The 21,711-nt window shown below is 24.0% G+C and carries 28 protein-coding genes; 23 read left to right on the top strand and 5 right to left on the bottom strand.

Going from position 1 to position 21,711, the window contains the following annotated elements; genetic code table 4:
• Position 1 precedes the first annotated feature (1 nt).
• From AAHM95_RS06030 to AAHM95_RS06070, 9 genes are all read left to right on the top strand, one after another.
• On the top strand, positions 2 to 850 hold the full coding sequence (locus tag AAHM95_RS06030) for a rolling circle replication-associated protein (RefSeq protein ID WP_342274398.1): 849 nt from the start codon (positions 2 to 4) through the stop codon (positions 848 to 850).
• An 83-nt stretch (positions 851 to 933) separates the two neighbouring features.
• Positions 934 to 1,110, top strand: a complete 177-nt coding sequence (locus tag AAHM95_RS06035) for a hypothetical protein (protein WP_342274337.1) — start codon at positions 934 to 936, stop codon at positions 1,108 to 1,110.
• Positions 1,111 to 1,289: 179 nt separating this feature from the next.
• Positions 1,290 to 1,577 carry a hypothetical protein gene (locus AAHM95_RS06040; protein ID WP_342274399.1) on the top strand — a complete coding sequence of 96 codons (288 nt, stop codon included), beginning with the start codon at positions 1,290 to 1,292 and terminating at the stop codon, positions 1,575 to 1,577.
• 49 nt (positions 1,578 to 1,626) lie between these two features.
• A complete protein-coding gene (locus AAHM95_RS06045; RefSeq protein ID WP_342274335.1) occupies positions 1,627 to 1,821 on the top strand; it encodes a hypothetical protein in 195 nt (64 codons plus the stop codon).
• A gap of 104 nt (positions 1,822 to 1,925) precedes the next feature.
• On the top strand, positions 1,926 to 2,783 hold the full coding sequence (locus tag AAHM95_RS06050) for a hypothetical protein (protein WP_342274334.1): 858 nt from the start codon (positions 1,926 to 1,928) through the stop codon (positions 2,781 to 2,783).
• 1 nt (position 2,784) lies between these two features.
• The gene (locus tag AAHM95_RS06055) at positions 2,785 to 3,204 is read left to right on the top strand and encodes a hypothetical protein (RefSeq protein WP_342274333.1); all 420 of its coding nucleotides are present in this window, start codon (positions 2,785 to 2,787) and stop codon (positions 3,202 to 3,204) included.
• Positions 3,205 to 3,220: 16 nt separating this feature from the next.
• Complete coding sequence (locus tag AAHM95_RS06060) at positions 3,221 to 3,349, top strand: hypothetical protein (RefSeq protein ID WP_342274400.1); 129 nt, start codon at positions 3,221 to 3,223, stop codon at positions 3,347 to 3,349.
• Complete coding sequence (locus tag AAHM95_RS06065; protein WP_342274331.1) at positions 3,349 to 3,618, top strand: hypothetical protein; 270 nt, start codon at positions 3,349 to 3,351, stop codon at positions 3,616 to 3,618. Before AAHM95_RS06060 ends, AAHM95_RS06065 begins: the two co-directional genes overlap by 1 nt.
• Positions 3,618 to 3,851, top strand: a complete 234-nt coding sequence (locus AAHM95_RS06070) for a hypothetical protein (RefSeq protein WP_342274401.1) — start codon at positions 3,618 to 3,620, stop codon at positions 3,849 to 3,851. The genes AAHM95_RS06065 and AAHM95_RS06070 overlap by 1 nt, the downstream gene beginning before the upstream one ends.
• A 48-nt stretch (positions 3,852 to 3,899) precedes the next feature.
• Here the strand turns inward: AAHM95_RS06070 and AAHM95_RS06075 are convergent.
• Positions 3,900 to 5,017 (bottom strand): IS3 family transposase gene (locus AAHM95_RS06075; protein WP_338975281.1). Its coding sequence is split into 2 segments (ribosomal slippage): positions 3,900 to 4,747 and positions 4,747 to 5,017, totalling 1,119 coding nucleotides; the frame shifts between segments, so codons are not numbered across the junction.
• A gap of 85 nt (positions 5,018 to 5,102) precedes the next feature.
• Between AAHM95_RS06075 and AAHM95_RS06080 the strand changes: the two genes are divergently transcribed.
• The 9 genes from AAHM95_RS06080 (at position 5,103) to tsaE (ending at position 11,062) form a co-directional block, all read left to right on the top strand.
• Positions 5,103 to 5,279, top strand: a complete 177-nt coding sequence (locus AAHM95_RS06080; RefSeq protein WP_342274402.1) for a hypothetical protein — start codon at positions 5,103 to 5,105, stop codon at positions 5,277 to 5,279.
• A 22-nt stretch (positions 5,280 to 5,301) separates the two neighbouring features.
• Positions 5,302 to 5,556 carry a hypothetical protein gene (locus AAHM95_RS06085; protein ID WP_342274330.1) on the top strand — a complete coding sequence of 85 codons (255 nt, stop codon included), beginning with the start codon at positions 5,302 to 5,304 and terminating at the stop codon, positions 5,554 to 5,556.
• An 11-nt stretch (positions 5,557 to 5,567) separates the two neighbouring features.
• On the top strand, positions 5,568 to 5,894 hold the full coding sequence (locus AAHM95_RS06090; RefSeq protein WP_338960277.1) for a hypothetical protein: 327 nt from the start codon (positions 5,568 to 5,570) through the stop codon (positions 5,892 to 5,894).
• Positions 5,895 to 6,297: 403 nt separating this feature from the next.
• Positions 6,298 to 7,356, top strand: coding sequence for a hypothetical protein (locus AAHM95_RS06095; protein WP_342274329.1), 1,059 nt, complete (start codon positions 6,298 to 6,300; stop codon positions 7,354 to 7,356).
• A gap of 11 nt (positions 7,357 to 7,367) precedes the next feature.
• Positions 7,368 to 7,988, top strand: a complete 621-nt coding sequence (locus tag AAHM95_RS06100) for a hypothetical protein (protein WP_342274403.1) — start codon at positions 7,368 to 7,370, stop codon at positions 7,986 to 7,988.
• 22 nt (positions 7,989 to 8,010) lie between these two features.
• Positions 8,011 to 9,128 (top strand): IS3 family transposase gene (locus tag AAHM95_RS06105; RefSeq protein WP_338975281.1). Its coding sequence is split into 2 segments (ribosomal slippage): positions 8,011 to 8,281 and positions 8,281 to 9,128, totalling 1,119 coding nucleotides; the frame shifts between segments, so codons are not numbered across the junction.
• A gap of 41 nt (positions 9,129 to 9,169) precedes the next feature.
• Positions 9,170 to 9,580: an NUDIX hydrolase gene (locus AAHM95_RS06110; protein ID WP_342274404.1), complete on the top strand. Its 411-nt coding sequence runs from the start codon at positions 9,170 to 9,172 to the stop codon at positions 9,578 to 9,580.
• Positions 9,581 to 9,602: 22 nt separating this feature from the next.
• Complete coding sequence (gene pnuC / locus AAHM95_RS06115; RefSeq protein WP_281749328.1) at positions 9,603 to 10,496, top strand: nicotinamide riboside transporter PnuC; 894 nt, start codon at positions 9,603 to 9,605, stop codon at positions 10,494 to 10,496.
• A gap of 95 nt (positions 10,497 to 10,591) precedes the next feature.
• Positions 10,592 to 11,062, top strand: a complete 471-nt coding sequence (gene tsaE / locus AAHM95_RS06120) for a tRNA (adenosine(37)-N6)-threonylcarbamoyltransferase complex ATPase subunit type 1 TsaE (protein WP_342274405.1) — start codon at positions 10,592 to 10,594, stop codon at positions 11,060 to 11,062.
• Between the two features lie 40 nt (positions 11,063 to 11,102).
• On the opposite strand, the gene AAHM95_RS06125 is transcribed toward tsaE, so the two are convergent.
• From AAHM95_RS06125 to ileS, 4 genes are read right to left on the bottom strand one after another with little or no spacing between them, the layout of a single operon-like run.
• Positions 11,103 to 12,461 carry a hypothetical protein gene (locus AAHM95_RS06125; protein WP_342274406.1) on the bottom strand — a complete coding sequence of 453 codons (1,359 nt, stop codon included), beginning with the start codon at positions 12,459 to 12,461 and terminating at the stop codon, positions 11,103 to 11,105.
• Positions 12,461 to 13,384, bottom strand: coding sequence for an RluA family pseudouridine synthase (locus tag AAHM95_RS06130; protein ID WP_342274556.1), 924 nt, complete (start codon positions 13,382 to 13,384; stop codon positions 12,461 to 12,463). The genes AAHM95_RS06125 and AAHM95_RS06130 overlap by 1 nt, the downstream gene beginning before the upstream one ends.
• Positions 13,272 to 13,979 (bottom strand): signal peptidase II, encoded by a 708-nt coding sequence (gene lspA, locus AAHM95_RS06135; RefSeq protein WP_339043051.1) that lies wholly within the window; start codon positions 13,977 to 13,979, stop codon positions 13,272 to 13,274. Before lspA ends, AAHM95_RS06130 begins: the two co-directional genes overlap by 113 nt.
• 31 nt (positions 13,980 to 14,010) lie before the next feature.
• Positions 14,011 to 16,773 carry an isoleucine--tRNA ligase gene (gene ileS / locus AAHM95_RS06140; RefSeq protein WP_342274407.1) on the bottom strand — a complete coding sequence of 921 codons (2,763 nt, stop codon included), beginning with the start codon at positions 16,771 to 16,773 and terminating at the stop codon, positions 14,011 to 14,013.
• Between the two features lie 244 nt (positions 16,774 to 17,017).
• Here ileS and AAHM95_RS06145 point away from each other — a divergent pair, with 244 nt between their 5' ends.
• From AAHM95_RS06145 to rplL, 5 genes are all read left to right on the top strand, one after another.
• On the top strand, positions 17,018 to 18,049 hold the full coding sequence (locus AAHM95_RS06145; protein WP_342274408.1) for a TIR domain-containing protein: 1,032 nt from the start codon (positions 17,018 to 17,020) through the stop codon (positions 18,047 to 18,049).
• A gap of 368 nt (positions 18,050 to 18,417) precedes the next feature.
• On the top strand, positions 18,418 to 19,998 hold the full coding sequence (locus tag AAHM95_RS06150; protein ID WP_342274409.1) for a hypothetical protein: 1,581 nt from the start codon (positions 18,418 to 18,420) through the stop codon (positions 19,996 to 19,998).
• 152 nt (positions 19,999 to 20,150) lie between these two features.
• Complete coding sequence (locus AAHM95_RS06155) at positions 20,151 to 20,363, top strand: hypothetical protein (protein ID WP_252320294.1); 213 nt, start codon at positions 20,151 to 20,153, stop codon at positions 20,361 to 20,363.
• A gap of 314 nt (positions 20,364 to 20,677) precedes the next feature.
• On the top strand, positions 20,678 to 21,169 hold the full coding sequence (rplJ, locus tag AAHM95_RS06160; RefSeq protein WP_252320296.1) for a 50S ribosomal protein L10: 492 nt from the start codon (positions 20,678 to 20,680) through the stop codon (positions 21,167 to 21,169).
• Positions 21,170 to 21,210: 41 nt separating this feature from the next.
• On the top strand, positions 21,211 to 21,591 hold the full coding sequence (gene rplL, locus AAHM95_RS06165) for a 50S ribosomal protein L7/L12 (protein ID WP_252320298.1): 381 nt from the start codon (positions 21,211 to 21,213) through the stop codon (positions 21,589 to 21,591).
• Positions 21,592 to 21,711 lie beyond the last annotated feature (120 nt).

Raw genomic sequence — 21,711 nt, forward strand, 5'->3', positions numbered from 1 at the left:
TATGCAAGAAAATTTTTATATTAAGAAAGTTTATTATGGTGCTTATGTTAAAAATATAGTTTTACCTATGAGTGCTATTTTAAATAATAAGCGTAATGAAGTTGGTATTAAAAATTTAGGTATTAATGATAAAAAGTTACGTAATTCTACTATTCGTACTAAAACAAAATTAATACATAAAGCGTATCATAATTTTTATAATTCAAAAGTTTTAAGTTTTGTTACTTTAACTTATGCCGATAATATGCAAGATATTAATAAAGCAAAACATGATATTGCTATATTCTTTAAACGTTTAAAACGTTGATGAAATGACCCTAAACGTGCTAAATATTTAGGTGAATTAAAATATATGTATGTTTATGAATATCAAAAACGCGGTGCTATTCATTTTCATATATTATTTAATAGAAAAATACATAAAAGTATGTTGCCACAATGATGACCATTTGGTTTTAATGATGTAAGAGTTGTTCAAAAAGGTACTAATGAAAATATAGTTAAGTATTTAAGTAAATATGTTGTAAAAGTACAAAATGATATAAAATCTCAAAATCAATATGATTTAGGTGTTCGTGCATATGCTTTTTCTCGTAATTGTTCTAATCCAAAAGTAGTTAAAGGTCAAAAAATAATGTTATATCAACGTTTAATTGATGCTTCTGTTAATGCATTACATACACAATTTTTTAAAAAGAAAATTGATAATTTAGGTCGTACTATACTTTTTGGTGGTAGTTTTGATACTACTGTTTTTGGTGACAATTTTAAAGATTATGATGAATATGTTTCAATTGATAGTATTAGGTTTAGAAATGCAATTAAGCGTGTACCTAGAGTTTTACATTAATTTTAAAATATATTGTTTATTTTTATTTAATATCTATAATTTATAATTATAAGTTATTTAAAAATAAAGGAGTTTTAAAATTTATGACGAAATATAAATTGTTAAGTCAATTGTATAGTTTGTTAGATGATTGTGTTGATATTATAAATAATATGGAAAAACATGAATGTCAAGCTATTAACTTAATGGTTGCACTTGAGGGAGAATTATCAATTTTAGTTGACAATATAAAAAATAAAAAAACAAATAAAATTGAATAAAATACTTGTATATATATATATATAATGGTTAATTAGATAATAGTGATTACTCCAGTTCTCATTATTATCTATTTTTATTGTATTTTAATTTTTTTCTGTTATATTATAATTAATAATGTTTATTACCCGCATTATTAATCTATTTATTATTAATAATAAATTGAACTGGAGAGGTTAATATGTATTTTTTATGTCAATTGACAAAAATTAGAAGCAATGAAGTAATTAAAGATGAAAAAAGTGGTAAGTCCAAAAATTATGATGTACTTACTTTTTCGTCGTTTTATGTTACTGATAAAGGTATTAAAATATCAACTGGTGAAAAATCTAAGGATAAATGAGTTTTACATGATAGTGAATTATTTACTAAACTTTCTAAAATGAATTTAAGTCTTGGTTCTTATTATGATGTTGAAATAACATGAGAAGCAAAAATTATTGACATACATAATTTAAAAACTAAATAGTTATTTATTATAGGGTAATTGTTAAATTATTATTTAAAGGATTTAAGTTATGTCAAAAATTAATAATTGTGCTTGTGAACAAAATTTTCATTTAGCAATGTATTTATGCAAACTTTGTGACCAAGTTATTTGTCCTAAAAAAGTTTTACAAAACTTATATAATAAAAAATATTACTGTCCAAATTGCATATTAGATATTGCTTTGGTTAAACAAAAAGAACCATTACAACAAAAAGAAAATTAAAAATTAAATAGGGAGCATATATATACTTTTTTGTGTACTTTGCTCCCATATTATACAAATTAGTATAAATATGCTCCTTATTAAATAAGTAAGGAGTTTTATTTATGCCTAATGTGTTAGAACAAACTAGTAATTATACTTTAACTAAAATTTTAAGAACTGGATTAAGTCCATTAAGTGCTATGGTAGGAGTTAGTGCTTATTATGGTCAATATTTAAAAGACCCAATTTTAGGAAGTATTAATTCTTTGTTATTTAGTAAAAAGTTAGGAATTGATATATGGAATATTAATCAAAGACTAACTACTAAAAATAAAGTGATTAATAGTTATAAAAAGATATTTTTAGGTTTAGGAACAATTGGTTTAATTAATTATGCTAAGTTTGTTCAGTATGTAAATAAGTCAGTTTCTTTATTAAGAAATGAACCTTGTTTTTGACCACCATGCCCTACTGAACCACCAATTCCTATTCCAATACCAACTCCTAATCCAGTAATTGATAAGCCTTTTGTAGATTGAGATACTTATATATCTTTAAATAGTTTTGGTATAGCAAATGTTATTAGTGGTTTAACTGAGTTAATCCCTAATAGATTTCAAAATATAAGAAAGATAGCAAATATGGGTACTGGTGGATGTTTGATTAGTAGTGGGGTTGCTATGGGTATAAACAATAATTTTAATAATTATTTTGCTATTCCTACAATTATTGCCGGAGCAAGTGAGATTATTAATACTTTATTATTACCGTTAGGAAATACACATAATAATACAGAGTTACAAGAAGTATTTACAGATGAAAGAGCAAGATTAATTAATGGCAGTGTTAATGATTATCAAAGTACAGATGACGGTATGGTTGATGTTGATTTAAATGATGATAGTATGTCGGAGATTAATTTAGATAGAGCAAGTTTAAATTGGGATTATTCTTATGCTTATACATTAGGTGGTGTTTAAAGTGAAAATATATATGTGATGAATTTTAAAATTTATGGCATTAACTGGATGTATTACATTTAGTATATTTTTAGGATTAATTCCTAGCATTATAGTTTTAGGAATTGTTGCAATTAAACCAGTATCTATTTTAATTGGTATTGTTGTAGGTTATATTGGTATTCCATGAAATAATATTAAAACTAAAATAACAAATTGAGTTTTTAAGAGAAAAGAAAATAAATTTAGTAAAAAGAATGATTTAAAAGTTGAAAGAAAAAGATATGAAAAACAAAAATTAGAAAGAAAATTTGAAAATTTAAATAATCAAATAAAAGATTTAAAACAAACATTAGAATTTCAAAATAAATTATTAGAAATTAATAATGAAAATTCAAAGATTAATGAACAAAATAAAACAATAAAAACGTTTATTTTATAAGGAGTGAATTAATTTTATGAAAAAAGATAAATGAAAAAATATGCCAAGACAAAAGTTGCATAAGAAAAAGGCAAAAAGAAATTTTGACCAAAGATTAAGTGAAAATTTGAATTATGATGATTTTTTATTAGGGAGTAAAAAATAATGGAAAATAAAGAAGTTATAAAACATAAAAAAAATTCTAAATTTGATTGAGTTAATATTATTCTTATTAGTGTTTTTACTAGTTGTGGTTTATGGTTATTTGTTGGTGGTATTCAGCAAATTATTGATAATGATATGAGTTTTATTCGTTGATTTTGGTTTTTTATTGGTGGTATTTCATTTTTTATGGGTATTTTATTTTCAATTTTAGATTTGATTAAATCAATTAAAAATAAGAAAAAGAATATTGAGAAAGGAAGTGATAAATAATGGATTTTAAAGAAATTATAAAATATGCGTTATATATTGGTGGGTTTTGTTTAATTCTTTGGTTTTGTAGAAATTGAATACGTAAAGGTATACAAAGATTTAAACATAAAAAACATATAAAAGATAATGATAGTGAACCCGATTGTATATTTTGTCGTAAAGATTTTGAAAAAAAGAAACGTAAATTAGAAATGGAAAAACAACAAAAAGAATTAGAGAAAGGAGGTGATTAATATGCCTGCTGGATTATCAGCATTATGGAATGGCAACCCTTTTTAGGACTATTTTTTGGTAGACATTTGTTTTTGATAACTAATTGGAGTTAGGTAGTTTAGAGTACTGTGAATTCTTATGTTGTTATATCAATTGATGTAATCAAATAATTCTAATTTTAATTGGATTAATGATGTAAAATTTTTATCATTAATAAATTCAATTTTGAAAGTTTTAAAAGTTGCTTCAGCAACAGCATTGTCATAAGGACATCCTTTTTTGCTTAAAGATCGAGTTATGTTGAAAGCTAATAAAAGCTTATCAATAGTTTTATTATTGAATTCATTACCGCGATCAGTATGAAATATTTCAATATCTTTTAAACAGTGATTTGATTGCATAAATGCTTGATATACTAATGATGCATCTTTTTTAACTCCAACACTATGTCCAATAATTTCGCGGTTAAATAGGTCGATTAATAGGCAAATATAGTTTCATTTACCATTAACTTGAACATAAGTTAAATCACTAACAATAACTTCATTTTTAATTCTATTATTAAAGTTTCTATTAACAAGATTGGTTATTTGACTATCATTGACTTTATTATGATAATTTTTGAATGATAATTTAGTGTATTTTGATATTAAATTATGCTTATTCATAATTTCTTTAATTTTTCTGCGTGATAAATAAATTTCTTGGTTTGCTAGTATGACTTTTAATCTTCTAGTACCATAAACTTCTTTATTTTCTTTAAAAGCACTAATAACAGCTTGTTCATAAATATTATTTTGAATTTTATTTTTTTTCTTTAAATTAAAATAATATGTTGATTTAGAGAGTTTTAAAAAATGACACATTGTGCGAATTTTATATTTAGATTTATTATTTGCAATAATCTCTACTTTCTGCCTATTATTAGTGCTGCTTGCTTTAAAATATCAATTTCCATTCGTAACTGTTTTAATTCTTTATTTGCTTGAATTAATTGTTTTTCTAAATCTGAAAGATTATCTTTAGTTTTAAAACTACCTGAATTAGTAAATTGCTTAATTCAATTGTAAGTAGCTGCTCTTGTAACATTGTATTCTTTAACAAGGCAAGATACTGATTTGCCACTTTGATATAAAGCTACTATTTGTTTTTTAAATTCATCTGAATATGAGTTAATAGTGACCATAATTATAATTCCTTTCTTTTAACTAATTTGTTCACTTGTCTATGTAATTAGTGTCCAATAAAGTGTAACCCATCCATTATTAAATATGATTGGTGGTGTTGGCCAACAATTATTAAATGCTTTTACTTATATTTTTGGTTGAGTATTTACTACTGGCGATGGTGGAACACTTACAAATTGACCAGTGTTAATTTCAATTGTATTTATGGTATTAGTGTTTATCAAACAATTTGTGGGACATATTATTCATGGAACACATTAGTAATTAGAAAGGAAGTAAGCAAATGGTAAAGTTATTTTTTAGTTTGGTTTTTGTTTTACCTTTATTAGGTAGACTTTTACCAGTTGTTAATACTTTGGTACAAACTATTTATATGCAGTATTTAAGTTCTTTTACTGGATTACATACTGTAACACTTTTTATTAAGTCGTTTTTTTATGATAGTTTATACACTTTACCTTTGCCTATTCTTGCTTTAATAAATGTTAGTTTTGTATTTTATTTAATTTTGGGATTATTTAGATTTACAAGACATTAGGATGTGAAATTATGTTTATACCTTTTATTACAACAGTTATGCAATTATTTGCTTCAATTTTTATGAAGTTTTTTAGTTTTCCACTTGGTGATTTAGGTTTTAATTTGGGTACGTTAATGATATTTTTAATTTTGCTTAGATTTGCATTTAGGGTTATTTTACCCGAATTAATGTTACCAGCATTAGATTTAGGACAGAATGTTAAAACTATGGGTCGTGCTTCTGTTAAATTTTATAAAGGTTCATCATGAGTTGGTAAACAACTTGCTGAAAGAAAACGTTTAGATAATAAGGCTAAGGGTATTGAGAATAAAAAAGGGAAGTTTGTAGGTAAATAGTTATGTCTAATTTTGTTCTTAGTATATTGCATTTTATTTTTATATTTTCTAGTAATGATATTGGTATATTTTTAAATCAAACTAATATTACTGATGAAGTTTATATTTTGTTTAATTTAACTTTTTGATTAGTATTAGGTGTATTTTTTAATTTTATTTATCGTAGTATTAAATTTATTTTTAGGTCATTATTTGGGTAGGTGTTAGTTATGAGTGTTTTAGAAATTTACAATAAAATACATCAATGTATTGTTGATTATTGAACTATGTTTATAGGTAATCCAGTTGACGATTTTACTACTATTTTATGAAATTTAGTAGTTTATGGAACACAGTTTTTTATTGGATTTGTTTTGTTTTATGGTTCATGGTGAATTTTAAAATGTTTATTTGGTAAATAATTATGTGATTTAAGTTTGCTAAATTATTTTTTGTTGTAAATACTTTTGTTCAAGCACCTACTTCTTTAATTGCTTCAAATGACGCTAATGTTGTTAATTATGATATTACAAAAGAAATGGTTAAACATGTTAAATATCATGATTTTGATGATTGAGCAACAATTCCATGAAATTCTGCTTATTTTGATGTTGACCAACCGGATTTAAAATTAGTAAGTGGTGAATTTATAGGAAATAATGAAGGTTTATATACATGTTATTATTATAGTGATACAGTTGGTGTTCCATCACAAATGATAGATATGGGAACTGGTGTTTATACTTTTAATAGAAAACAATTAGATGAATTTTCACGTATTATGTTTAATCATAATTATGTTGCAAAGAATAATACTAATAATTTAAACTTTGTTAATACTGGTAAAAGAATTATAAATTTTCAAACACAGTTAAATTTTGAAATTGATAAACCTTTAAGTTTTTATATTCAAGGTTTTATGTTTTATTTTGAATATGAATATTTTAAAACTTTTACTGCTAATTTTGTTTTTAGTTTTTTAGATAATGTTGGTGATACTAAGTATGTTTTTAAAGGTAAAGTTGATAATGATGTTTATCAGCAAGATTTATATAATTTTGTTACTATGCCTATTCGTGTTCCAAATTTAAGACATTTAACAGTATTTTTTGATGTTCATGGTGAATCAACTAAACCAACTTTTTCACCACAGTTAAATTTTGGTCAAATTAATATTTTTTCAAGTGAGAAAGTAACACCAGTACCGCCAAATAGTCCTTTTAACCCTGAGTATGAGCGTGTTAGTTGATATGATGTTTTTGGTCATTTACGTAATGCTTTTAGGTGAGTACTTTATGGTGTTGTTGGTAAGGTTTTACCCGTGGAACCATTAAGAGAATTTTTTACTAAACTTGATGGATTATTGAGACGTATTTTTGATGATACTATTAGTTCTGTTTTAAATGTTGATTTTACTAGTGGTTTAGAACAAGTTTTAACATTATGAGTATTTTTAAAAGCAGTTGGATTTTTAGTTGGTTAGGAGTTGAAATAATGCCTTGATATGGTTATTTACTTTTAGGAGTTTTATTATTAATAATAGTTTATCCGTTTTTAATAACTAGAAAAAATATAAAGATATTACAACGTGTAGGTAGTTATATTATTTCAGCACCACCACGTACTGGTAAATCTGCTCTTGCTTGTTGTTTAGCACAAAAACATAAGGGTAGGGTAGTAAGTCCTATTCCTATTAAAGTTCGTAATGAATATAGTTATCGCTGTTCTTATGATGATGTTTTTAAATTTAATCAATTAAATAGTAATTATGCTTTTAAAGAGTGTGATATGGTTGTTTTAGATGAGTTAGGTTTGAAAATTAATAGTAATGATTTGTCACCCGAATTTAAAGAAACACAAGAAAGTTTAGGAATGTTTTGTAAATTAATAGGTCATAATTTTAATGGAATTATGTATATGATTGAACAACACCCCGATAGAATACCAAAACAAGCACGTGAAAAAGTAGAATATATTGTTCAAGTTAAAAGAATGCGTATTTTGTTATTTTTAGTTAAATTTAAACTAAATATTTATACTAATGTTGATGATTATAATAAATGGATGGGTTACACTTTATTGGACACTAATTACATAGACAAGTGAACAAATTAGTTAAAAGAAAGGAATTATAATTATGGTCACTATTAACTCATATTCAGATGAATTTAAAAAACAAATAGTAGCTTTATATCAAAGTGGCAAATCAGTATCTTGCCTTGTTAAAGAATACAATGTTACAAGAGCAGCTACTTACAATTGAATTAAGCAATTTACTAATTCAGGTAGTTTTAAAACTAAAGATAATCTTTCAGATTTAGAAAAACAATTAATTCAAGCAAATAAAGAATTAAAACAGTTACGAATGGAAATTGATATTTTAAAGCAAGCAGCACTAATAATAGGCAGAAAGTAGAGATTATTGCAAATAATAAATCTAAATATAAAATTCGCACAATGTGTCATTTTTTAAAACTCTCTAAATCAACATATTATTTTAATTTAAAGAAAAAAAATAAAATTCAAAATAATATTTATGAACAAGCTGTTATTAGTGCTTTTAAAGAAAATAAAGAAGTTTATGGTACTAGAAGATTAAAAGTCATACTAGCAAACCAAGAAATTTATTTATCACGCAGAAAAATTAAAGAAATTATGAATAAGCATAATTTAATATCAAAATACACTAAATTATCATTCAAAAATTATCATAATAAAGTCAATGATAGTCAAATAACCAATCTTGTTAATAGAAACTTTAATAATAGAATTAAAAATGAAGTTATTGTTAGTGATTTAACTTATGTTCAAGTTAATGGTAAATGAAACTATATTTGCCTATTAATCGACCTATTTAACCGCGAAATTATTGGACATAGTGTTGGAGTTAAAAAAGATGCATCATTAGTATATCAAGCATTTATGCAATCAAATCACTGTTTAAAAGATATTGAAATATTTCATACTGATCGCGGTAATGAATTCAATAATAAAACTATTGATAAGCTTTTATTAGCTTTCAACATAACTCGATCTTTAAGCAAAAAAGGATGTCCTTATGACAATGCTGTTGCTGAAGCAACTTTTAAAACTTTCAAAATTGAATTTATTAATGATAAAAATTTTACATCATTAATCCAATTAAAATTAGAATTATTTGATTACATCAATTGATATAACAACATAAGAATTCACAGTACTCTAAACTACCTAACTCCAATTAGTTATCAAAAACAAATGTCTACCAAAAAATAGTCCTAAAAAGGGTTGCCATTCCACAATATTGATTTTTATTAATGAAAGAAAATAATCCTTTATTTGAAAATAAAAAGATATCATTTTTTAGTACTCTAACAGGTGGTTGTAAATTAGGTAAATCATCACTAGAAACTGTTAAGAATGAAATTTTAGAAGAGACAGGAATTAATATTAGCAGTTTAAAACTTGATTGTATTTATAGACTTGGTAGTTATTATGCTAATAAAACTTCAATAAAAATATGACATTTTTATGCTGTTGATTTATCTAGTTTGAATTTAGATTTAAAGTTAAGTTATTTTGGTAAAGGTGATGGTAGTATTGGTGAAAATAGTATTAATGGTATTTTTATTAATGAGAGTGAACTAGATAAAGTTAATGATTCACTTACATTGGCAATTTATGGAAAATTACGATTGAATAATACAATAGTGAACATAAATAAATAAATAAATTTAAAAGGAAGAAAATATGTTTAAAGATATAAAATTTAAATTTATAAAAAGAAAGAAAAATATAAAAGAATTTTTATTATCAATACCCAAAGATCTTAATAAAATTCCATTTTCTGCTAAAGTAGCTATTATTTGTTTGGGGATTTTTATGTTATGAAATACATTTTTTGATTTGAATCATTTTATTAATCCTAATTTATATCCTTCGGTCTGAACTATTGTAAATCGTCAAGCTTATCATCCTTGACAGCAAGTATTATTATTCTTAAATGGTATTGCTGCTTTTACTAATGTTATTTGTATAATTTTAATTTCGTTTGGTAAAATTTCTAATTTTTTTTGAGGTTTTTTTGCTGTTAGTATTTATGGTTGTATTGCTTTAGTTTGAGATTATGTTGGTGATATGCAGTTGAATTTATTTTTCTTTTTGCCTTTTCAATTTATTGGCTATAGTTTATGGAAATTTCATTTAGATTCACAACAAGAAATAATTTCTAAACGTTTAAATTTAAAAACAAGTATTGTTACTATTTACTTTGCAATTGTTTTATCAGTATTTTTTTATTTTGAAATTCCTGAATTTTCACGTGTAATTTTAGGGAAATATGATTTTGATGGTAATACTTTTCAACAAGTTTTACCACATATTCTAGATTCATTAACTAATTCTTTAAGTATTGTTGCGCAAATACTAATGTTATTACGTTTTCGTGAACAATGAATTTTTTGAATAATCGTTAATATTTTTCAAATAGCTATGTATTCGGGAGCTGCTCATAATCGTTTGGATGTAAATCTTTTATTAATGTGAATTGTTGCTCTTGGTAATTCATGCTTTGGTTTTTATCAATGATTTTTTGTAAGAAGTAAAGAAAAAGTGGTAGTTAAAAAAGAAACATATGAGCAGTAATAACTTTTAAATAAGAAAAATAATAATTTAGAAAATAAGTTATTATTTTGTATAATAGTTTGTAAAGTATAAAATAATTATCAAAGAAGGTTATTATGAAAAAAAATGTATATATATTAAAAAAATTAGATGACACTAATACTCTTGCCAAAATAATTGCTAAAATTGCTAAACCAAATTTAATTTTATTATTAAATGGTCCGCTTGGTAGTGGTAAAACGCAAATTACTAAATTAATTGGTAATTTACTTGGAGTTAAAAATATTATTAATTCACCAACTTTTATTATTTGAAATAAGTATCAAACTAAATATGAATGAAATTTAATTCATATGGATGCTTATCGTTTAATTAATCCTCATTTAGAAGAATATTATGAAATAATGATGAATAATTTTATGATAATTGAATGATCAGAAAGATTAAAAATTAATTTTAATAATTATTCATATATTGCTATAGATTTTAAAATTATTGATATTAATAGTAGACAAATAATTATTAATACTAATCTTCTTACAAAAGAGGAAGAAAAGTATTTATTTGACGCATTAAAAAAAATATAGAATTTTATTTATAAAAAAAGTAGGAAAAATCCTACTTTTTTTATACTTGTATATGAAAGTAATTAAGCATAATGCTATTAATAGTACTTTGACTAATTAAACCAAGTTTTTGATATTGTTTTAATACTTCTAAAGTATAGTTATTATCATCAACAGGATAATAATTATTTAAACCTCAAAGCAAACCAGCAAATAATACTAATGAACCAATAGCAATTGGACTAAAAGCATAATACACAGTTATTTTACGATTATGATATCCGATTAAAGAAGCAAATAATCATCCTATGACAAAAGCAATCATTCAATATAATAATGTCACTACTTGTTGATCAGTTATAAATCAAAATATTAACATTAATAAAATAGTTGTAAAGAAACGACTCATAATTGGAGTTTTAAATAATTTATAATTTCAAATGAAAGGTAACATTGCTCCTAATGAAATTACAGGAAAAACTCAAAATCCTGACATGATATTAATATTATCAACAACACTTTGTAAAATACCAGTTAGAATCATTGCACCAATTCAAATGAAAATTGCTTTTCATCATCCATAAAATCCTTCAACAAATCTGCCAACACGATAAAACATTCAAAGTAAAAATATTAAATTAATAGGAACTGAAGGATTTATATCATTACCAGCAAATGGATAAATTAATCACCTTCAATATTGATAAGCACCAAATATTAAGTTATGATAATTGGCACCAAAAAGCAAATGTTGTTTTTTATAATCTAATGCTAATCAATCATCTTGACTAAGATTTATAATTACTAGAAAAACAACAAGTGTAATAATAGGAATTATAAAAAGAAATCAGGTAACTGCCAAATTAGCATTAGTACATTTTTTTAATGTTTCGCTTAAGTAACGACGATTTTGAAAATTAACTTTTTTTCAATTATCACTTAAAGTTCCAGTACTATTATCTTCATTAGTCTCTTCATTATTTTCAGTTTCAGTTTCAAGTTGGGGTAAGTCTACCTTAATAAATTTAGTAATACTAGGATAAAATTTAGATAATTCTTGAACAATTTTATCACTAGTAGCAATAATAACATCAACTGCTGGTGACATTCGATTTTCGTTTTGGTTATCATCATTTAAGATAACCATTAAATAACGAATATCTTTAACACCTTCATCTGCTAATTGTTTATGTAAAATTTCATAAACTTCATCTTTGTTTTTTAAATGGTGAGGATTAAAATTATTTTCTTTAATAATTTTAATGATATGATAAGTATTACTATCTTTATTAGTTAGATATACTTCACCTTTAACATGTAGTTTTAATTCTTTAGGAACATTAAATGGTCGATAATCTTGATGACTAATAAAATAATCAACTAATTGTAAACCTAAAATATCTAGAATATTATCATCCATTATTTAACACTTTCCTTTCGTAATAATTGTAATTTATTTTCAAAAAAATCAGGTAAATTACATTCAAAAGTCATAACTTTTTTAGTTGTGGGATGAGTAAAAGTAATGACTTTAGCATGTAAGTATTGTCCAATATTAGCATTTTCCAATTTAAACTTGCTGTATAAAGGGTCATTTACAATTGGATGTTCAATTCACTCAAAATGAACACGAATTTGGTGTGTTCGACCAGTTTCTAATTGACATTGAACTAAAGTATAGTCTTTAAATCGCTCAATAACTGTAAAATGAGTAGTTGCTTTCTTACTATTTTGTTCATTGACCATCATTTTTAGACGATTATTATTGCTTCTAGCAATAGGTGCTTTAATGGTTCCTGATCTACCTTTAATTGTACCATGAACTAATGCAATATAAATTCGTTTAATTTCATGTTTTTGTAATTGTTCTGCTAAAATATGATGACTAATTTTATTTTTAGCTACTAATAATAATCCTGTCGTTTGTTTGTCAATACGATGAACAATGCCTGGACGTAAATTATTTTCTTCAATATTTTCAATTTTAGACTGGAATAATAATCCGTTAACTAAAGTATTATCTCAATTACCTGCTCCTGGGTGGACAACCAAATTATTAGGTTTGTTAATAACAAGAATTTCATTATCCTCATAAACTATTTCAAAATCAATTGCAGTTGTTTTTAAAGTGTTATCTTTCTCATTTTTAATAATAATATTTATTTCATCATTATTTTTTAATAATAAGTTAGCTGATGAAATAGTTTTATTATTAACTATTACTTGCCCATTAGTGATTAAATTTTGGATAAAATTTCGTGAATAATGATGTTCTGTTAATACCATTGCTAAATATTTGTCGATGCGGATATTTTTGTTTTCATGATATTTTAGTTTTATCATCTTTTGATTTTCTGTCATTGATGATTGTTGTAAATGTTCCATTGTTGACTTCATTATTGTGTTCTCCAAACTTTTCTTGATAGGCATTAATTATGGTTCCAATAATTATTTGTAGAATAATAATTGTGATACCAATGGTAATGAATATATCCGCAGTATTAAAAATAGTATATGGTGGGAATAGTTGTCATAATAAAAAGTCAATAACACCACCTTTGTGTAAAAATCTATCTGTTAAATTACCGATTGTTCCTGCAATAACAAAACTGAGACCTAGTGCTCTGTTAATAGATTTAGTAAATAATAGTCAGGTGCTACTAGCAATTGCTACTAGAAAAGCAAAAGTTATTAGAAAGATTCTTTGATTTTGAAAAAAACTAAAAGCAGAACCATAATTAATAATAAATTTTAAATTAATAAATCCGGGTATGAATTTATATTCTTCACCAGCTTTTATTCCATTTTGTACTGCTAATTTTATCATTTGATCAGTGATAATTAGAATAATAATTACGCAAAAACAAATTATTTTAGTTAATCATTTTCAATCACGTGTTTTTAAATGATTTTTAATTGCTAATCAAGAAAATTCCATAATTACTTCTTTCTAAACTAATATTAGTTATTTACATTATTAAGGATAACACTTCAAAACAACGATTACAAACATCTTCTTTTGTTTCATTAACAATTAATCAACAGCGAGGACATTTAGTACCATCTTTTGTTTTAACATTAATAGTTCAATCATTAACGTTGCTATTATTATAATTAATATTAACTTCACTAACAATTAATAATTGTGCTAATTCTTTTTCATCAATTGTTGATAAGATATTATGATTATCTTTAAAAATAATAGTTACTATTGTTTCTAGGGCTGTTTTAACAATTTTGTCTTTTTTAGCTTGTTCAATAACTTTATTAACTTCATTTTTAAAGTTAATAAAATATTCTCATTTTTCCATTAGTTTTGTTGGTTTGTTTAAATTTCATGGTTGTGGAAATTTTTTTAAATGAATAGAATCACTGCTTGTGTTTAAATCTTTTTTAGTTAAACTTTGGAATGCTTCTTCAGTAGTGTGTGGTAAAATAGGGGCTAATAAACCAATTAAAGTTTTTACTATTAAAAACATTGTTATTTGTACTTGTTTTCTTCTAATGTCTTTTTTGCTATTAACATATAAAATATCTTTAGTAAAATCACAATAAAAAGCAGACAAATCATTAGTAACAAAATTTAAAATTAAATGATAGATAGTATTAAATTGGTAAGTTTGATAATTTTCATTAATTTTAATCACTAATCCGTTTAATTTATTTAAAATATATTGATCAACTTCTGATAAACTATTAATAATTTCTTCTTCTGTTTTATTTTCAATAGTTTTGATATCTAAATCAAATAAATTACCTAGTAAGAAACGAAAAATATTTCTGATTTTACGATAGTTTTCACTAACTTGTTTTAAAATTTCAGTACCAATTCTTGTATCATCAGTAAAATCAACACTGGCTACTCATAATCGTAAAATATCAGCACCATTAGTATCACAAATTGATTTAACACTAATAACATTACCAATTGATTTTGACATTTTATTGCCTTTAGCATCAGTTACAAAACCATGTGCTAACAAGTTTTTATATGGACTACTATTATTAGTAATAGTTCCTGTTGTTAAACTTGAATTAAATCAACCACGAAATTGATCATTACCCTCCAAATATAAATCTGCTGGTCAAGGTAAATTATTATTTTTAATAACTGCTAAGTGGGAAACACCACTATCATATCAAACATCCATGATATCTTGTTCTTTATAAAAAATACCATTTGGGCTATCTTTATGTTGATATTTAGGTGGTAATAAATCTTTTGCTTCTTTTTCAAATCAAATATTTGAACCATGTTTAGCAAATAAATCAGCCACATGATTAATAAGGTTTATATCCATGATTGGTTCTTTTTTTTCAGTGTAAAAAATTGGAATTGGTAATCCTCAAGCACGTTGACGAGAAATGCATCAATCATAGCGATTATTTGTCATTAATAACATTCTTTTTTTTGCTCATTCAGGAACAAAATTTATTTTATTAATATTTTTAGTAAGTAATGGTTTGATTTTTTCAATAGCGATAAATCATTGTAAAGTAGCACGATAAATAACGGGTTTTTTAGTTCGTCAATCATGTGGATATTGATGTTTAAATCATTTCATACCAATTAATGTACCATTATTTTTTAAGCGCTCAACAATAATTTTATTAGTATCATCATAAAACTTATTGACTAATTGTTCATCATTGATTTCTGCTGTAAATTGACCTTGATCATTAATTGGACAAAGAATTTTGATATTATGTTTTAATCCTAAATCAAAATCTTCTTCACCAAACGCTGGAGCAGTATGAACAATTCCAGTTCCATCATTTATAGTAACATGAGAACCATGAACGATTGGGGTTTTTCTTTGATATAATGGATGTAATGCTGTTAATCCAATTAAATCTTTACCAGAAATTGTTTTAACAATTGTAAAATCGGTGATGTTGTTTGCTTTAGTAAAAGAATCAATCAATGGTTGTACAATAATATATTGTTGTTCATTAGTCTTAATAATACTATATGTAAATTCTTCATTTACTGCTAACATTTGATTGCTAGGAATGGTTCATGGTGTTGTTGTTCAAATTACTAGTGAGGTAGGTAAGTTAAATATTTTTTTTTCATCATTTAGTAAAAAGGCAACATAAATAGCAGCACTAGTTTTTGTTAAATATTCAACTTCAGCTTCAGCTAAGGCACTTTCACTTGATGGTGATCAATATACAGGATATAAATTACGATATACTAGTTTTTTTTCTACCATTTTAGCAAAAACTTTAATTTGTTCAGATTCATATTTTTTATCATAAGTAACATAATGATCTTCAAAATCTGTTAGTAATCCTAATGTTTTAAATTGATTAATTTGATTAGCAACTTGCAGTTCTGCATATTTTTGACATTGTTTTCTAAAATCTGATACTGCTATTGTTTTACGATTAATTCCTGAGTTAGTAACTGCTGTTTCAATAGGTAAACCATGCGTATCTCAACCTGCAATATAGGGTGCATAATAATTGCTACTATTATAATAGCGAACAATAATATCTTTTAAAATTTTATTTAATGCATGTCCTAAATGTAGATCACCGTTAGCATATGGAGGTCCATCATGAAGGATAAAAGTTTTCGTAGATTTTTTATTTTTGTTAATTAGTTGTTGATATATTTTTTGGTCTTGTCAATATTTTTGTAGTTGTGGTTCTTTTATAGTTAAATTAGCACGCATTTCAAAGTTAGTTTGAGGCATTAATAATGTATCTTTATAGTTTTTATTCATGTATATTATTCTCCTTTAAAATAACAAGTTTTATTTGTACTAATTATTCTTTTTTATTCTTAAATCATTATACTAGTAATTACTTGAAATTTGTATAATATTTATTTTATTTTAATAATAAGATTTTATAAAACTTAAAAGTTAAAAATATTACTTTTAGTGAGTATTATTTTATAATAAAGTATAAACTTATTAAAGTTTATAAAAAATATTTTTAAAATTTTAAAAAAGAGGTTAATGAATAATGTTAAAAATTTTTATTTCATATCATCATTTAAGAGAACAAAAAGCAAAGGATGAATTATCAGAATTAATTTTGCAGTGTTATGGAGAATATTTTGAAGTGAAAGACGTATCTGTAAAACTAGGTGATATTGATCCGCAATTGCCTCCTAAAAAGATATTTAAAACTATTAGAGAAGAGTATTTAAAAGATTCAGATATTACTGTAGTTATTTTAGGAAAACATACAAAATGTAGAAAACATATTGATTGAGAAATTGCATCTTCATTATCAATATATGGTAGTCTTCATCGAAGGGGAAAAAATGGTTTATTAATACTTTTAACTGATGATTTTATTAAAAAAGCAAAAAAAAATTGTGATTTTAATGATAATGATTACAAAACTTTAATTAATGAACAAAATTCTACTCCAAGAATTTATGAAAATGTAATAAATAACTATGCAATCGTTGAAAGTTTTTCAAATGTAGTTTCAAATCCTTTAAACTTTAAAAAATTACTTGATAAATGTCAAGATAAAGTTAAAACTGAAAAATTGAAAAAAAACTTTGATCTTTTCAAAGAAATAAATTTGTTTGAAGAAAATATAGAAGATTGTCCAAAAAAATCTAAAAAGAAACTAAATTGTTATCTCTCTTCACAAAAACAGAAATCACAAAAAAATTTATTTGAAGAAAATATAGAAGATTGTCCAAAAAAATCTAAAAATAAACTAAATTGTTATCTCTCTTCACAAAAACAGAAATCACAAAAAAATTTGTTTGAAGAAAATATAGAAGATTGTCCAAAAAAATCTAAAAAGAAACTAAATTGTTATTTCTCTTCACAAAAACAGAAATCACAAAAAAATTTATTTGAAGAAAATATAGAAGATTGTCCAAAAAAATCTAAAAATAAACTAAATTGTTATTTCTCTTCACAAAAACAGAAATCACAAAAAAATTTATTTGAAGACATTAAAACAAAAGTGAATAATATAGACTCTATTTCTGCAACTATTCAATATTTATTTGTTGATTTCTTTTTTTAAATCAAATTATTATCAAAAATATATAAAATTAAAAAGGTTTTATTTTTTTTTAGTAAATAAAACTAAAAAAACTTTATTTTAGTAGTATAATAAAAATACTTACTTAGTTAAGGGTAAGTAAATATTCATTGCGGTTGGCACCTAACAGTGAATAGGAGTTACCATTATTGGTAACTCTTTTATTTTAAATAATTATTATATACCTCAAAATTTAATAATATTTAAATTATTTATATAATATGAAAATAAAAAATATTGTAAAAATTTCTAAAATTTGGTAAAAGATAAGTGTAAAACTAAATATAGTTTTTAACCCATTGCTTTGTTTGTAAGTAAATGGGTTTTATTTTACTAAGAAGGTGTATAAAATGCGTGATAATGATAAAAGAAAATCAACAACATTTCAGCGAATAATGGAAAATAATCCAGAAAATATTTTTGCTCAAACCGATGGTTCTATAAAAAAAAGACATGGAGGTTTAGCAATAAAATCTTCTAGAAGTGAAAATAGTTTAAATGAAGCAAATAATGATAGTAATGTTTTAAATAAATATAAATATAATTGTCTTACAATTATAGAAGATCAAAAGATAAGTAAACTTAGAGAAGAAATTTTTAATTTTACAAAACAATTAGAAGATGTCAAAAGAACAAATGATGATTTAAATAAAAAATTAACTATTATTAGAGAAAATCTTTTTGAATTAGAAATTATTCAACTTAAACCTTTACTTGATGATTTAAAACGTAAAGAAAGAAAAATGGAAATAAATAAAACTAAGAAACAAAATACAACCGATAGTGAATTTAGAGAATATTTTGCGCTTAAAAAAACAATATCAGATAAAGAATTAGAAATTGAAGAACAAAGAAATATAAAAAAAGAATTGAATAATAATATTGAAAAAAATAATTCTAAAATTGAAGAATTAGAAAATACTATAAGCAATTTAAATAGTGAACTAGATAGTTATAGTGATGATTGGATGCCGTTATCATTAAAAGAAAATATTAATAGAAGAATAGAACTACAAAGAAAAATTGATGAAGAAAATTTAACTGAAGAGCAAAAACTAGAAATATTTTCTAATATTTCTAAGTTAAAAAAAGAAATAAAAAAAGAATGAAATATTAAAAGTCAAAATGTTCAAAAAATTTATGAAGAAATTTTTCCAATTGAAGATAAGATATTTTATATAACAACTTTAGTTTATAATGATGAATCAATTTTTGAAGAAATAATATATTTTGATAATAATGAAAAAAATGAGGTTGAAGTTTGAAAACAGACTAAAAAGTACCAGAGTATTGAAGAATATAAAAAAAGCACTTGTTTAATTGATAAAGAAAATGCAAATAATATTAGTACAATGCCAGTTAAAGAATTATTAAAAGAACAAATGGAATTAAAATCAAAGCCATCTAAAACGGAGTGAAAAGTTTGGGTTATTATTTTAGTCATTACTATTGTTATTGCTGTTCTTCCAAATTTGCTTGCTATGATTTTAGCTCCTTATTTGGCTGTTGCAGTAGTGGCAACAATTAAGATTGATATTGCTATTGCTTCAGTTTTTATTAGTGGAGGTTTTAAAGCAATTACATCAGTTTTTTCAACTGCATCAAAAAAAGTTGAATCATGAATTTATAATAAAATATTTAAAAATAATAAAGATAAAAAAGAAAAAGAAAAAAAAGAAGTTAAATCAGTATCTAAGGATTTAACAAGTGATAAATTAGAAACTAAGTTAGAAACACAATTTAATATATTAAAACAAGAACTGGATGGTAGAAAACTTAAAACTATAAATGAACTAATGAATGATAAAACAATAATAAATGTTGAAAATAATATAATTCCAGTTGAAAATCAGTTTGATGTAGATAAAGCAAATTCTATGGACAATATGCAACCTCCTACAAATGTAAGACAACGACATTACTCATTTTAAAATATAACGATAATTAGTTTAATTATTCTTACTTAATTAAGTAAGAATAATTTTTTATATATTTTTATATATATTTTTAATAAAAAATATATAATTTTATTGACTATTTAAAGGTAGAAAAAATATTCAAAAAGTGAAAGGAATAATAAATTATGCCATGAAAATCTATTGAGAATAATAAATTAAAACAAGAAGCACATGCTAAAAATGCTGATAAAATAAATAAAGCTTGAGGAGAAAAAAATGAATCTGAAAGAAGAGAAAGAGTTTGTAAAAATCTTGAGTTAGATAAATCAAAAATAAATAGTGAATCTTCTTCAAGTGAAAGCAAAAACTCTAGTAGTAAAAATAGTAACCAGTTATAAAAAAACAATTTTTTTAATCTTAATTAAGATATTGATGAAATTAGCATTTATGTTATTAAAAATAGTGTTTATAACTTAAAAGATATATAATAAAAAATTATTTATTTAATCTTTTGTAAATTTTTCTTGATTTTAATATATATATATCATATAATATACAAGCTAGAATAAGCCAAAGACAGCAACGGACTTTTGTCTTAATTATGTTGCTCAGGTAATTTCCATCATTATATATGCATGTGATTTACTGGGTTTTGTTCCGAGTTTTATTTACTACTTATTGCTAGTTATTTCAGAATAAAGGAGGTGTACTTATGCGCCCAGCAATGGTTGAAAAACAAAAAACTATTGATTTAATTGCTAAGCAAATTAATGATTCAAAAACAACAATTGTTGTACAATATCAAGGTATGAATGTTGAAGAAATTAGTTCTTTACGTAAGGAATTAAGAGCTAAAGGTGCAACATTCACTATTTATAAGAATAATTTAGTTGCTCGTGCTTTAAAAAAAGAATATTCATCGCTTGAAAGTAGTTTAGTTGGTCCAAATGGTTTTATCTTTGGATTTGAAAACGACTTAGAAACAGCTAAAATAGTTTCTAATTATGCTAAAATTAATAAATTATTAGTATTAAGAGGTGGCATTTTTGAAGGGAAAGTTATTGACCAAAGTGAGTTACAAAAAATAGCTTCATTACCATCAAAATTAGAATTAATTTCAATGTTAGCTTCTTGTTTACAAGCACCAGTTCGCAATTTGGCTTTAGCAATTAAAGCAGTAGCCCAACAAAAAGAAAACGCATAATTAACACTTATTAAATAAAAAAATATATGGAGGAAAAAATAATGGAAAATATTACAAATAAACAAATTATTGAACATGTTAAAACAATGACAGCAGTTCAATTAAAAGAATTAGTTGAATTAATTGAAACAACTTTTGGAGTAACTGCAGCAGTTGCTTCTGCACCAGCAGCAGCTAAAGAAGAAGCAACAAAACCATCAACAGTTTCTGTAATCTTAAAAGAAGTAGGAGACAAAAAAGTTGATGTTATTAAAGCAGTTAAGGCAATTGTTGGTGGAACAATGTCTTTAATGGATGCTAAAAAAATGGTTGATGCAGTAGCAACAGGACCACAAAAGATTTTAGAAAATATTGATACAGCAAAAGCAACAGAACACGAAGCAACGTTAAAAGCCGTTGGTGCTATTGTTGAAGTTAAGTAGTTCAAATATTAAAAATTTATATGAAAACCAGTTTTAATTAATACTGGTTTTCTGTTTGTTATTTAACTAAAAATTATCAACTTAAAACTTAATATTTTATCAAACTAATTAGTAATTTAA

The sequence above is a fragment of the Spiroplasma endosymbiont of Phycita roborella genome, assembly GCF_964031195.1.
In the GTDB taxonomy this organism is placed as follows: Bacteria; Bacillota_I; Bacilli_A; order Mycoplasmatales; family VBWQ01; genus Spiroplasma_E; species Spiroplasma_E ixodetis_A.